The organism is Lysinibacillus sp. FSL K6-4013 (genome assembly GCF_038630435.1).
Lineage (GTDB): Bacteria > Bacillota > Bacilli > Bacillales_A > Planococcaceae > Lysinibacillus > Lysinibacillus boronitolerans.
The window spans coordinates 1938232-1951027 of sequence record NZ_CP152031.1 but is presented as its reverse complement, the minus strand read 5'-3'; the positions used below and the strand labels follow the sequence as shown (position 1 = coordinate 1951027).

14 protein-coding genes are annotated in these 12796 nt (G+C 40.5%); 2 read left to right on the top strand and 12 right to left on the bottom strand.

The window, feature by feature from the left end; genetic code table 11:
- Positions 1 to 195: 195 nt before the first annotated feature.
- Both MHB39_RS09375 and MHB39_RS09370 read right to left on the bottom strand, forming a co-directional pair.
- Positions 196 to 1965, bottom strand: a complete 1770-nt coding sequence (locus MHB39_RS09375) for a glycerophosphodiester phosphodiesterase (RefSeq protein ID WP_342546441.1) — start codon at positions 1963 to 1965, stop codon at positions 196 to 198.
- Positions 1966 to 1986: 21 nt separating this feature from the next.
- On the bottom strand, positions 1987 to 2130 hold the full coding sequence (locus MHB39_RS09370; RefSeq protein WP_016994600.1) for a hypothetical protein: 144 nt from the start codon (positions 2128 to 2130) through the stop codon (positions 1987 to 1989).
- A gap of 47 nt (positions 2131 to 2177) precedes the next feature.
- On the opposite strand from MHB39_RS09370, the gene MHB39_RS09365 reads away from it, so the two are divergent.
- A complete protein-coding gene (locus tag MHB39_RS09365; RefSeq protein ID WP_016994601.1) occupies positions 2178 to 2387 on the top strand; it encodes a hypothetical protein in 210 nt (69 codons plus the stop codon).
- 34 nt (positions 2388 to 2421) lie between these two features.
- Here the strand turns inward: MHB39_RS09365 and MHB39_RS09360 are convergent, their stop codons facing one another.
- The 9 genes from MHB39_RS09360 to MHB39_RS09320 all read right to left on the bottom strand — a co-directional run bounded on the left by MHB39_RS09360 (position 2422) and on the right by MHB39_RS09320 (position 10577).
- Positions 2422 to 3987: an amidohydrolase gene (locus MHB39_RS09360; protein ID WP_342546439.1), complete on the bottom strand. Its 1566-nt coding sequence runs from the start codon at positions 3985 to 3987 to the stop codon at positions 2422 to 2424.
- A gap of 18 nt (positions 3988 to 4005) precedes the next feature.
- A complete protein-coding gene (locus MHB39_RS09355) occupies positions 4006 to 4557 on the bottom strand; it encodes a biotin transporter BioY (protein WP_036081316.1) in 552 nt (183 codons plus the stop codon).
- Between the two features lie 141 nt (positions 4558 to 4698).
- Positions 4699 to 5361 carry a TIGR04104 family putative zinc finger protein gene (locus MHB39_RS09350; protein WP_342546436.1) on the bottom strand — a complete coding sequence of 221 codons (663 nt, stop codon included), beginning with the start codon at positions 5359 to 5361 and terminating at the stop codon, positions 4699 to 4701.
- Positions 5348 to 5866, bottom strand: coding sequence for a sigma-70 family RNA polymerase sigma factor (locus MHB39_RS09345; RefSeq protein ID WP_342546434.1), 519 nt, complete (start codon positions 5864 to 5866; stop codon positions 5348 to 5350). The genes MHB39_RS09350 and MHB39_RS09345 overlap by 14 nt, the downstream gene beginning before the upstream one ends.
- 103 nt (positions 5867 to 5969) lie before the next feature.
- Positions 5970 to 6725 (bottom strand): ABC transporter ATP-binding protein, encoded by a 756-nt coding sequence (locus tag MHB39_RS09340; protein WP_342546432.1) that lies wholly within the window; start codon positions 6723 to 6725, stop codon positions 5970 to 5972.
- Between the two features lie 5 nt (positions 6726 to 6730).
- On the bottom strand, positions 6731 to 9049 hold the full coding sequence (locus MHB39_RS09335) for an FtsX-like permease family protein (protein ID WP_342546431.1): 2319 nt from the start codon (positions 9047 to 9049) through the stop codon (positions 6731 to 6733).
- A 56-nt stretch (positions 9050 to 9105) separates the two neighbouring features.
- The gene (locus MHB39_RS09330) at positions 9106 to 9756 is read right to left on the bottom strand and encodes a TetR/AcrR family transcriptional regulator (protein ID WP_342546430.1); all 651 of its coding nucleotides are present in this window, start codon (positions 9754 to 9756) and stop codon (positions 9106 to 9108) included.
- A 118-nt stretch (positions 9757 to 9874) separates the two neighbouring features.
- Positions 9875 to 10096 (bottom strand): helix-turn-helix transcriptional regulator, encoded by a 222-nt coding sequence (locus MHB39_RS09325; protein WP_004229042.1) that lies wholly within the window; start codon positions 10094 to 10096, stop codon positions 9875 to 9877.
- 10 nt (positions 10097 to 10106) lie between these two features.
- Complete coding sequence (locus tag MHB39_RS09320; RefSeq protein ID WP_339280810.1) at positions 10107 to 10577, bottom strand: DUF2975 domain-containing protein; 471 nt, start codon at positions 10575 to 10577, stop codon at positions 10107 to 10109.
- Positions 10578 to 10742: 165 nt separating this feature from the next.
- On the opposite strand from MHB39_RS09320, the gene MHB39_RS09315 reads away from it, so the two are divergent.
- The gene (locus MHB39_RS09315) at positions 10743 to 11291 is read left to right on the top strand and encodes a GNAT family N-acetyltransferase (RefSeq protein ID WP_333004478.1); all 549 of its coding nucleotides are present in this window, start codon (positions 10743 to 10745) and stop codon (positions 11289 to 11291) included.
- A gap of 51 nt (positions 11292 to 11342) precedes the next feature.
- On the opposite strand, the gene MHB39_RS09310 is transcribed toward MHB39_RS09315, so the two are convergent.
- Positions 11343 to 12791, bottom strand: coding sequence for a tetratricopeptide repeat-containing diguanylate cyclase (locus MHB39_RS09310; protein ID WP_036081333.1), 1449 nt, complete (start codon positions 12789 to 12791; stop codon positions 11343 to 11345).
- Between the last annotated feature and the right edge of the window lie 5 nt (positions 12792 to 12796).

Genomic DNA, 12796 nt, shown 5'->3' with positions numbered 1-12796 from the left:
TTCCCGAATTCAATAAAGTAGTCGTGTTCACACGAAAAAGGTTACAAACTGTCTCCATTTTTATGGCTAGAGCTTTGCTTCCTCATTTTGAGCGATAGCGATTTGCGAGCGACTTCTCTTGAATATTCGATTTACTAGATGGCGGTGCTTTGCTTTCGCGGATATTCGCTTCTTCGCAATTTTATTCTCCCCCGATCAAAAGATAAATCTCAGACGATTCAGGATGCGCTGTAAGAAATACTGGTTTTCGCTTTGCTGGGTTCTTAGCTCGCGGGCGACGTCGGGGTGGTCAGTGATGACGCCGCTGACATTTTTTTCGATAAAAGTTTGCAGGGAGCGGTCGTCATTGAGTGTCCAAACAAATAAATCGGTCGGATGTTGCTTCAATTCTTCGATAAGCTGCTCCGTTACCCAGGATTCCTCCAGTGCGATAAAATCAACATTTTCCTCCATCGGTCCAATATTGAGTGCATAGACAATACCGACTCGCAAATTCGGCACCAATTTTTTTAATTGCGTCATTTTCTGTCCATCAGCGGATTGCACATAATAGGAATCTAGCACCTTGTATTTTCGTAGCTTCTCTACTAATTTAGGTAAAACATCTTCTGTTTCTTGACCATGCACCTTTAATTCGATTAGAAGCGCCACATCTAACGCTTTGGCAATTTCAATACAATCATCTAATGAAGCAATTTTATCGCTAAAGCCATTTTGATGAATGGTTAACGTTTTTAGTTCGCTCAGGGTCATATTCGCAATAACACCATTTTTACCTGCTAACCTTCGTAATGTTCGATCATGGAAGACGACGAATTCCCCATCCACCGTTTGTTGAATGTCGATTTCAATTAAATCTGCCCCCGCATTGGCCGCACTCACCAATCCACTAATTGTATTTTCTACATTGCCTGCTACATAGCCGCGGTGGGCAATAATTTTGGTATCTGGCGCATAGACACTTTTCTCTAATGAATTGATATTCATCATACTTAATACGAGAAACACAATGCCACTGATCAATAGTAATGGCTTATAGCGCCGCTTCCGATGTGTAGTCCCGCTCAATTTGCCTATAACTAGCGTATTATACGTGATGGCGACCATAACTTGTGAAAACATCGCCTGTAATAAACTAAATAGCACCACAAAGACCATTTCTAAAAAGGCTAGTGTCAGCCCAGCCGTAACCAAGGCTGCACTTGGCATTAAACGTTCAATTAGATAGAGCGGAAACGTAGCGACCACTGTGATACCAAGCATCATCAACAGATGACCTGTTAAAAGCATAGCTAGTAGCACGACTAGTTCAAATAAACCACGCTGGGAAAATCGCCAGCTTTGCTTAAAAGAACGCAAAATAGAGATGTTCGGCTGGATTGTAAAGATAGGTAACGTTAAGATACTTCGAATACCTATCATCACGATAATGCTTGCCACTGCAGCATATGCTAGCCTACCCGCTCGACTACTCATGATTTCTTCAGTTAGAAAATGTGGTAGGGAGATGGATTGAGTCAATGTAAGGGGTAGCATAAAGGAAGCTAGTGGCATTAATAGTGCTAAATAGACGATGAGAAATAGAACTTGCACACTAAAAAAATAGACAACCTTGCGATTTAATTGTTGCCATAAAGGAAGAAATCGGTAGCGAAGTCCTCGTTGCTGATGAAAGGCCATGAGAAATAGAAAGCCCATCTCATAATATACAAATAATAAAAACAGCAAAATTAATAGACAAATCATTATCATCACAAAGGGATTCGTCACAAAGCTTTGCCAATTTTGCTCAGTAATATGTGTAAACCCTGTTACTCGTAGCATGAGCTTCAAAACGATAGAGGTTACAGGGATCATTAATAAAAACTGAAAGATTCTAATTAATGCGAAAACCTGTACATAATCGAATCGATAAACATAAATATTATGGACAGCCTGTCGCATTACTTGTCCTGCCTTGTGCACATACTCACCCCTATCATGCTGTTAAAATCGCTCACTACTAACGTATGTTTTGACTGCTATGGCCCATTCCTCAAAGCCAATAAAATAGCACTCCTCTACACCAAAGTAGGCGTCAATTTTTGTATTAATCGTGACAATCTCCATTTTTTTGAAACTTTTTAGCATGCCACCCTGTATATAACTAGATACCCACTACAGAAAGGAGCGCAAACATGAAATTCAACCTTGGCGATATCATTAGTACAATCGTTCTTTTATGTATGTTTCTAGCGATCTTTTTCGTGATGATCCATATGATCAAAAAAATGAAATCCACTGCCCCTGTGTCTCCTCCACCAACCATGCAACAGCAAGTAGAGGACTTATCAAAACGTGTGTCGACCTTAGAACAACAAGTAAAACAACTAGCTGACAAACAATAGTCCCATAAAAAAATCGCTGGGAAGGATAACCTTCTCAGCGATTTTCATATACTATCTGACCATTCACAACCGTGCATGCGACTTGAATGTGTGGAAGCTGCTCCATCTCTACCGTAAAAACGTCCTCTTGTAAAATCGTAAAGTCTGCTGCAAAGCCTGCTGCAATTTTGCCACGCATCAATTGCTGTCCAATGATTTCAGCAGCCCCTACTGTGTACAAACGGACTGCCTCAAATCTAGAAATTTTCTCATGCGGGTTATAGCCATCATGTGACTCCCCAAAATTTCTTCTAGTGACAGCCGCATAAATACCATGCAACGGGTTTGGCACTTCAATCGGCGCATCACTGCCGCCTGCGACAATCAGCCCTCTGTCAAGAAGCGACTTTAAAGGATGTAAGCCCTGTGCGCGCTCCTCTCCAAGTCTCGATAGCTCTGCTTGGTATTCCCCCTGTACAAACTGCGGCTGCATATCCACTGCCACTGGTAATGCAGCTAGCTTAGCTAAAAGTTCCTCATCAACTAAGCTACAGTGTATCACCCGATCAAGCTGACCTTCCTGAGGAGGATATGCCGCAAAAACGTCTAAAATCGTGTCTATTGCTAAATCGCCAATGGCATGCACGGCAACGGTTTGTCCATATTGACGTGCCAGCTGAACATAGCTTGCTAATTGCTCGGTTGTATGAATAAGCATCCCTGCATTGTCTGGATCATCACAGTAAGGCTGACGTAGTGCAGCCGTACGACCTCCAAAGGCTCCATCAATAAAAATTTTCATCGCACCAAACGCCAAAAATGGTGAGGAAGCTAAATCCATCTTCGCAACCTCTTCAAAGACTGTATGATGCTGTAATAAATGCACCTTAAAGGATTGCTGTGCCTCTACTATTTTGCGATAAGCCTGAATCGGCTGGCTTGGCGGTCCATAATAGCTTAAATCCTCTGAATGTCCCCCTACTAAGCCATAGGATTGCAATGAGGTCACCGCCTTTGTCAGTGCATCCTCAATATACGCAGGTGTAATATGTGGCATCTGGTTAACAATTAAATACAATGCGGCATCCTTTAGGATCCCTGTGAGCTGACCATCTACTTTGTCAATGACACCCCCCTCTGGCGAAGGAGTCCTGTTTGTAATTCCTGCAAAAGCGAGTGCCTTGGAATTGGCTAGGATCAAATGATGACAGCTCCGTTTAATGATTAAATGAGCATCTCCAAGGGCATCTAGCTCCGCTAAGGTCGGGAAAATGGGCTCCTCAAATTGGTTTTCATTTAGTCCAATCGCAATGACCCATTCATGTGCTGACGCCTCAGCCATTCGCTCCTGAAGCTTCACAAGTAACGCCTCTTTACTTGTAACCGCCGATACATCAAGATGCTTGAGCTTTTCTCCGTAGCCAATAATATGTAAATGACTGTCGACAAAGCCTGGATACATGATATTGCCCTCTAAATGTTGGATAGAAGCAGCTAGTGGCGACAAGCTCTCCGCTGAGCCTGTCGCCACAATTTTTCCATCTTCAACAAGGACTGCATCCACTGTTTCACCAACCTGAGCCATCGTGTAAATCTTACCACCTGTCCATAATGTTGCCAAAACAATTCCTCCCATGTCCTATGCTATTGCTTCAATTAGGTGCGCTCTTTCTAAGCGACGTCGAACAATCACACCAATCCATGCTGCAAGTACCGCTTTGACGATACCAACCACGATAAATGGTGCAACACCACCCATAAAGGCAGCTGTCCATGTATAATCTGCTACAATTTTTAACCACACTGTTCCAAACACTAACGTAACGAACATCCCAATGATATTCGCAATAATAGCTTGAGTAAATGTAATACCAAATTTATCTAAGTATAAGCCCATAATAATGGCTGTGGCAAGGAAGCCAACAATATATCCACCTGTTGGACCAACTAAAATCCCAAGTCCACCTGACATACCGCTAAATACAGGTAAACCTACTGCACCTAGTAAAATATATAATAGAACAGATAACGTGCCTAATCTTGTCCCTAAAATCGTCACGATGATGCCAACCGCTAACGTTTGACCTGTAATCGGGATAAGTGGTAGTGGAATTGTTACCTGTGCTAAAACTGCGATTATTGCTGCCCCAAATGCTGCTAACACATATTGATATGTACTTCCTTTTTTCAATGTAAAAAGCCTCCCCTTGTGCGTTAACTAATGATAAAAATAAGTTAACACAAAGATAAAGCAAATGAAAACCATTGTCAATCTATTTTAGAATAAAAAAAGAAATTGCTAGATTAGCCTAGCAATTTCTTGCCAAAATCATTACCATAAAGGTTCATTCATCGGGTCTTTCTCTTGTAGCTTAAACACATATGGCGCAATTTGATAATGGTAAAAGAACATGCCCACTAAAAAGAAAATGAGACCGATAACAAAATGATGGAAAACATGCTGCAACATAATCAGTAGCGGCACTGGCATCGTCATTACACCACTTATTTGCATGGATTTTTTTGTGCGGTATTGTTTTTGTCCACAATGAGGGCACACAATTTCACTATTTTTGCGATATAATTTACGTGCATCCTTCTCAGACCAACTCTCCCCACATTCAATACAAACAGGTAAACCATACCCCTTTTTCAATAGATAGCGTTTGACAATAAATGTAGCCCCTATAAAGATGCTCAGTAAGATAAAGCCTCTTACATAATCCGAATTAAAAAGTGACCACCAATGCCAAGTATCTGACTGCAGGCTAGCCGCCTGATGGCCTGAACCCTGTTGCCCCTTCTGTTGTGTCAAGATATAGCTAAAACCGATAACAAAAATAGTAAAGGTTGCGAACACGATGCGATACGTCCATTGACCATCTGCTTTACGTTGAACTTTTCGTCGTGCTTTTTCCGCGATTATTTGTTTGCGCTGCTGTGAGAGCTTGACATCTTGTAGCTCCTTTAATAGTTCCTCTTTAAATTGATTCATGGCGTAGCACCTCCCAATCAAAGTCACCCATTACTGTTGCTAATTGTTTACGAGCTCGCTGTAATCTTGTGCGAATCGTTGCTTCCGGACAGTGTACAAGCTGTGCAATTTCCACTGTCGACATCTCCTCAAAATAATACAAAATCAAGACCTCTCGATAGGCAACTGATAATGTAAACAGTGCCTCCACCAGCTCTTTTTTTACAGTTTTCTCTAGCATCTCCTTTTCAGGTGTCATAGCTGTTGTGCGCCCCGTGATCTTTTCAAACAATGTCAGTCGTTTACTTTTCCAACTTCGTAAATAATCGTGACTTCGATTAACCGTCATTTTCACTAAATATGTACGTAAGGATGCTTCCTGACGAAACTGTCCCTGCTTTTGATAAAAGGCGATGAACACATCCTGCACGATGTCCTCCGCCGTTGCCTTATTTTTTACATATAGATAGGCGACCTTTAATAAGTAATCACCGTGCTCCTCGATTATCTGTTCAATAGCCATCATTGCCCTCACCTACTTTCTACACTACTGACGGTCGCCGTAACGAATGCGATTCATTTTATCAAAAAAAATCCGTAATTTTTAAATCATTACGGATTTCTTCAAGCTAAATACCTATTTTTTGCATAGTAGAGACAACTTTGACCATTCGATCGTCTAAATCGGCGCCTGTGTATCGAGGCAATCTCAATTCATTCACGATAGCACCATCAGACATAAAAAGGATACGCTCTGTTCTTGCGGCAATTTTTGGGTCATGGGTCACAAGCATCACCGTTGTGCCTTCACGATTGATGGAGGCTAATAAATCCATGATTTCCTGAGCAGACGTTGAATTCAATGCGCCTGTGGGTTCATCTCCAAAGATCATTTGCGGGTTGCTAATCAAGGCCCGGCAGATGCCTGCCCGTTGAAGCTGCCCACCAGACACTTGTGTAATATCTCGCTTTGCCAAGTCTGCAATCCCCATTTTGTTCATGATCTGTAGTGCCCTTTCTGTCAAGGCCCTGACATTTTTTCGCTCATCACGCATCGCAGGTAACAGGATATTATCGAGGATATTTAAGCTTTTTAGAAAGGTCGGCTGCTGAAAGACAAAGCCCATTTTCGTTCTACGCAAATCAGCCAGTTCTTTGTCACTTAATGTCGTTAAGTCCATTCCATCAAAGATGACCTGACCTTGATCAATACTGTCCATTCCGCTAAGGGCATACAACAGTGTCGATTTACCACAGCCTGATGGGCCCATGATGGAAATAAACTCCCCTTGATTGATGGCAACTGATACATCCAGTAAAACGGGATGCTGTTCTTTACCTACCTGAAACGTCTTTGCTATTTGCTCACCACTTACGATATTCATAGGTTCTACTCCTTTATATGCTCAATAATTTTTACCTGCCCTGCCCTTGACGTACCAAATAGCGTAGCTAGCAGAACAACGCTTGTAAGCGCTAGTGGGCAAAAAACATACGCTGCTAGTGGATTAATCATAAAATCAAAGGAAGCCGCCCCGAATGAGGCAATGACCGTACTAGTTAAATATTCACCTAACGTGTTTGCGAGCAACGTCCCCATCGAGATAGCAAGCAGTAATACAAAAATCGAACGTGCAGCATATTGTATAGCTATATCGACATTCGTGAATCCCAATGCCTTCATGATAGCGATGGGCGCTTGATCCTTCGCAATCAGCATATTCATAAATAATAATGTCACGAGCACACATAGCAATAAGGCAATGACGAGTGCTGCACGAGCTGCCTTTTCGATGGCATGAATCGTCGTACCAAAAGTTTGATAAATATAATCATCAATACCTGACACTTTGGCAAATGAGAAGGTTTTTGCATATTCCGCCCTTTTATCTGCAACAAGAGATGGATCTGCCATCGTACTATAGACGACACTCCACATGCTATCCGTAGAATAGTCAGAGAAAGCTGCCTTCGCAGTCTTGCCTCCATTGGTAATATCTGAATAAATACCGCTGATCCTCAAATTTTTCTTCTGTCCATTAATGACCACTGCTAAACTATCGCCAACCTTTTTTTGAAGCTCCTCTGCATTGAGCACCGAAAGTGCCACTTCATTAGGAGCAACCGGAGCCTCTCCGTGTGCATATTCTAAGGGAAAAATCGTATGGTCACCCAGCTCTATTTTTAGGTTTTGCGCTGTTCCGTCCTCGGCAATCGTTGTGAATTTTTTTGTTGTCAAAACAGTGTAATTCTTAATGGCTGTGTCATGCTCAAGCCTATCCATCACCGCTGAAACCTGTTGTTCATTTTGCTTGCCTTGTGGGATATCAATTCGGATGTCACTGTTCCCAATACCCATATACGTAATAAAGCTTTTAGCTGCAATTGTGTTGTGTAAGTTTTGAGGGACGATGATAATAAATGTTGCCAATACTAATACTGCGAGCATTGTCGCATAAAGTGTTTTTCTTGATAGCACATCCTTTATGCCAAGGAAAAGATTAATCGGTAGCCTTTTATTGGCGCTGAGGTTCAATAATTTTGCATGTTGCCCTTTTCCTTGCATTGTGCCAAAGCGCAGAGCCTGCGTGGCTGATAGCTTGCGAAACTGTTTCAGTACCGATTGTACATAGCCCATAATCACGATAAACACGAGCAACAACCCCAGAGCCGTGAACAACCAAATGAGTGAAACATTGTCCGTTTCTCCCATGAACAGACGGATATTTTCTAATAGAATATCTCGAAGGAAGAAGGAACAGGCAAAACCGAGCATACAACCAATCACAGCTATAACGCCATATTTGGCTAAATACATTTTCTGAATATCTGCCACCCGTAGGCCGATTGCTTTCATCACACCGATTTCTCGATAATCCTCTTCAATTTTAGTGAGCAATGTAAATCGAATACACATAAAAGCAATAGCGACTACAAGGAGACTAATGAGTAAGATCACAGCAATCATAAGCCCATCTGATATGGCATTCAGCATTTGAAAAAGTTGGTAGGTAATGGTCGGTCCGTTTGCTTCCAAACCCGCACTTATATAGGCTTCTTCAAAATTCTTTAAATCCTTCAAATCTTTCAAACGAAACTCAATTAAATATTCAATCGTGCCTGCTTCCTGGATTGCTGCAAAATCTTGTTCACTGACAAGAAAGCGTTTGGAGGAAGCCAGCATAGAGTTCATCTGTGAATCCCTTAGAAATCCAGCTATTGTAAAGATTTGATCATGAACGATTACGGTATCACCCAAGTCGGCAATGCCATCTTTCCAATAGCTTACAGGAACATAAATATCACCATTGGACACTTCAATCACATGACCATCAAGGTCAAGTAAATAATCAAAATTCTCACTTTGTGTGCTGAAACCATTGTCCTGCACACTGTGTGCCAAAGTGGTACCCGCAATATTGATCTTCGAGCCCTCCACATTTAGAAATTCATTCATTTGAAATTCATCTACATATTTATTTTGCTCTGCAAATTCAGTAAGCCGCACTTGATCAATTTCCCCTGCATGCATCTGAAGAAAATGAGACGTTTCTGCTTGTTTCATCAATGTGTCAATTGCACTTGTCAAATGGACAATAAGTACTGCCGAAAGTGTGACAAGTAAAGCCGCTACCGCCACAAATAAGGTGGTCATACCTGTAATTAGCTTGCTATTTGCCATATCATTTCGCACAATTTTCCAATACATAGGTCACCTCTTTGTAAGTTGTTAACCGCCATAAAATCTAACAAGACCTAAAAAACTTAGTTTGTACTGCCTTCTCCTTTATTTCCAAACATTTGCATCATATACAATAGGCTACCATTTTCCACCCCTAGCATTCGTTCAATATTAAAAATCAATGCTGGAATACGGGCAGCACGTTCCTCATCTGTCATTAAGACGAAATCATCATCGAATACCGTATTGGTATAAGCGATAATCATTTCCATACACTCATAGGGATAAGGCGTTTGGTAAACACCCTGCTCAATGCCCTCACGAATAATGGCGGTAAGGATTGGTGGTACCTGATTAATGATCACTTGCTGTATTTTGCGGTGCATCAAAGCATTTTGCGGCCTATGAACATGCTCTAACATCTCCTGTCCGCCCTGTTCATTTTGCATATTCAATGCCATGACAACGCGCAATATCCGCTCATTTACAGCTATAGTCTTGTCTGCTGCAACGGTTTTCGCCTTTGCTAGCATTGTGCTTGTATAACGCTCAATGAGTGCATCCATAATATCTTCCTTCGATTTAAAATGATAATAGAGTGTGCCTCGAGCAATGCCTACTTTTTCCAAAATATTACTCGTACTCGTACCATCAAACCCCTTCTGTGTAAATAATTCATCCGCTGCATCTAATATTTCATTTCTGCGTTCTTCCGCTTTTTTTATTTCTCTCATAAGACAACTCCTTATAATTGACCGACTGCCTGTCGATATATCTTTTCTTTATCCTAGCATAGGACGACTTCTGTTGGCAATAATTTCTACAAAAAAAGAATCTGCTTTACACAGATCCTTATTTTTGTAGTTCCTCGTTCTTTCGATATTCCAAAATATCGCCAGGCTGGCAATCCAATGCCTCACAAATAGCCTCTAATGTTGAAAAGCGGATGGCTTTGGCCTTGCCGTTTTTTAATATCGAAAGGTTTGCCATCGTGATGCCAACTTTTTCTGAAAGCTCTGTTACACTCATTTTTCGTTTTGCCAGCATTACATCAATATTAATGATCATTGCCATAGTATTCACCTCAAACCGTTAGATCATTTTCTGATTTGATATCGATGGCATTTTTAAGAAGCTTTTGCAGCACTGCAGCAAAGACTGCCACGACAAAGGAAGCAAAAATAATGACCATTCCGATAAGTATTAGTCCAGGGGCATCGTCTACTTCTGCAGCATAGTATATCAGTGGCATGCCAACCACGTAAACACTACTAATTATAATTGCACAATATTTGATCTTAATTAAAGCCTTCACTGACAGCTCTGAAAATGCAATGTTTCGGTCAATATAGCTCAATAGTTTGATCGTCGTAAATAGCGCAACAAAATATGCAATAGCCGTTGCATAGACGCCAATTAAAGCAACAATGGTTAGAATGGGAGAATGCTCCACTGTATCCAATGCAACACGAGGCACCACCCATACACATAAGGCAAGAACGGGTATACCTATTAGAAAAACAGCTATCTTTAAAAAGAGCGTTTCTCGTTTCATCTTACGCACCTCTTTTATTTATTCTCCTGTTTAATTTATCACATAATTTATCGTTTTTCAATAAATTTTTATTCCAATTCAAGATGCACTATAACACCCATTATTTGGTTTACTTTACTTTTTATTGTGCTATAATCAATCCTACCATTAAAAAGGGGGTATTCGATGATTTATTCGCCAGCCGAAAAGACGATAGAAACACCTCGTTTAATACTTCGACTTTTTACAGAAGCAGATGCACAAGAAGTAAGTGTTTTATGTAACAATTATGCGATCTATAAAAGCACATTGAGTTTACCTTATCCTTATACATTAGAATGTGCATTATCATGGATTTCCACGCATCAACAAAACTTTGAGGAAAATCGAAGTTACGAATTCGCGATAACAGACAAACAAAGTGGACAATTATATGGAGCGATAGGACTGTCAAATCAATCCCAACATCAAAGAGGAGAAATCGCTTATTGGATTGGAGAGCCTTATTGGAGTAATGGCTACGGTACAGAAGCTGCTCAAGCGATGATTGAATTCGCCTTTCAGGAGAAACAGTATCATCGTATCTATGCCCGGTATTTCCAATCTAATCCCGCCTCTGGGAAAATTATGGAGAAATGTGGCATGCATTATGAGGGAACCTTAAAGGATCATATTTATAAAAACGGGACTTTTGAAGATATTGTGTTGTATGGCTTGCTTAATCCATCACACTAGCAACACGTTTACGAAAGAGGCACTTTCCGCGTAGATATGCCTCTCTCTCTTTTAAATACCATTTCCCACATCGCAATAATGATTATAGTGCGTAATTTGGTTGCGGCCATTACGCTTTGACTTATAGAGCGCTTCATCCGCATGCTGGATAAGCTCCTCTACTTTCTGAATTTTGCCATGATCATTCGTACTGACACCAATACTAAATTCCAACTGAACCGTTTGATTATTCACTGTCAGTGATAGTGCCGTTAAGGTTTGATACAGGTTGTCAGCCAATGTTTGCACTGATTCACCTTCCTTTACTTGACTCAACACAATGAATTCATCCCCCCCAAAACGGGCAACAATGGACTCAAAGGGCTGAAAATAGTCCTGTAAGGTTTTGGCTGTATTCGTCAAAGCATCATCGCCAAATAAATGACCATTCATGTCATTGATTTCTTTAAAATGGTCTAAATCCACCATCATCAAGGCCAATTGCTGATGTTTTTCAGCCGCCTTCTCGACCATCTTTTTGGCCTGTTCATCAAAATAGCGACGATTGTAAATATTCGTCAGAGGATCAATATAGGCATTTTTTTCAAACTGCTTCTTATGATCGTTATATTCCATTTCAAACAATACATGTGAATAGTTTTCACGCTGGATTTCTAACAAAATATTAATATATTCCTTTTGTATCGCACATAATACAATTTTATTGCCTTGCTCCTCAATTAGCTTCACTAAAGAATTATAAATTAGTTGAAGTAGAGAAAGGTCATTGTTTTGTAAAGCATAATGCTTTGTCTTTTGATATAAATCAATGGCCTCACTTATACGTCCCTGTCTTTCACAAAGGAAGGCATAGGCATTGAGGACCTCAAGTTGTACTTTCGAATAGGGTGGATGATGAATGGTTGCCATTAATTCTTGTAATATCGTATTGGCTTCTTCAAATTCTTCAAGCCAAATAAGTGCAACAGCTAGGTTTGTCTTCGGATGGATAATCCCTGTATAAGGCTCTTTATGCTTCATTTCAAACGCATTCGCATAATATAAACTCTTTAAGGCAAATTCCTTAGCTGTCCGATAGCTTCCCATGGATATTTCTAAGTCGCTCAGGTTGTTATAGATTTTCCCCATGCTCTCCACGTGCTGGATTGCTTCAGCAATTTTTAAGCCTTTCAACATCAACTCTTCTGATTTCTTTAAATGACCAAATGTTCCCCAATAAATGGCTGCTAAATTGTAATATTGAATTAAATCAATATCGTTGCCATGTTGAAATGTTAACTCACGATATTGTTCAAGGACACTTATAGAAAGCTGTAAATCACCCGTTTGAAAATAACTGGCACAGCTATAACGTAATAGAAGGATCGCCTTATCATACATTTCAAGCTTAATGGCACTTTCAATTGCGGCACTACTTATTTCTATATATTCTAAAAAACGATCCGCATTATATAACTCATTAAGCGTAATCCATAGTTCTTCAAATTCTTGTGCGTTCATACCGC

Coding starts and splice junctions, on each gene's coding strand:
- MHB39_RS09370 (WP_016994600.1), bottom strand. CDS start 2,130: ATGCTAAAAAGTTTCAAAAAAATGGAGATTGTCACGATTAATACAAAA.
- MHB39_RS09365 (WP_016994601.1), top strand. CDS start 2,178: ATGAAATTCAACCTTGGCGATATCATTAGTACAATCGTTCTTTTATGT.
- MHB39_RS09350 (WP_342546436.1), bottom strand. CDS start 5,361: ATGAATCAATTTAAAGAGGAACTATTAAAGGAGCTACAAGATGTCAAG.
- MHB39_RS09345 (WP_342546434.1), bottom strand. CDS start 5,866: ATGATGGCTATTGAACAGATAATCGAGGAGCACGGTGATTACTTATTA.
- MHB39_RS09340 (WP_342546432.1), bottom strand. CDS start 6,725: ATGAATATCGTAAGTGGTGAGCAAATAGCAAAGACGTTTCAGGTAGGT.
- MHB39_RS09335 (WP_342546431.1), bottom strand. CDS start 9,049: ATGTATTGGAAAATTGTGCGAAATGATATGGCAAATAGCAAGCTAATT.
- MHB39_RS09330 (WP_342546430.1), bottom strand. CDS start 9,756: ATGAGAGAAATAAAAAAAGCGGAAGAACGCAGAAATGAAATATTAGAT.
- MHB39_RS09325 (WP_004229042.1), bottom strand. CDS start 10,096: ATGGCAATGATCATTAATATTGATGTAATGCTGGCAAAACGAAAAATG.
- MHB39_RS09320 (WP_339280810.1), bottom strand. CDS start 10,577: ATGAAACGAGAAACGCTCTTTTTAAAGATAGCTGTTTTTCTAATAGGT.
- MHB39_RS09315 (WP_333004478.1), top strand. CDS start 10,743: ATGATTTATTCGCCAGCCGAAAAGACGATAGAAACACCTCGTTTAATA.
- MHB39_RS09310 (WP_036081333.1), bottom strand. CDS start 12,791: ATGAACGCACAAGAATTTGAAGAACTATGGATTACGCTTAATGAGTTA.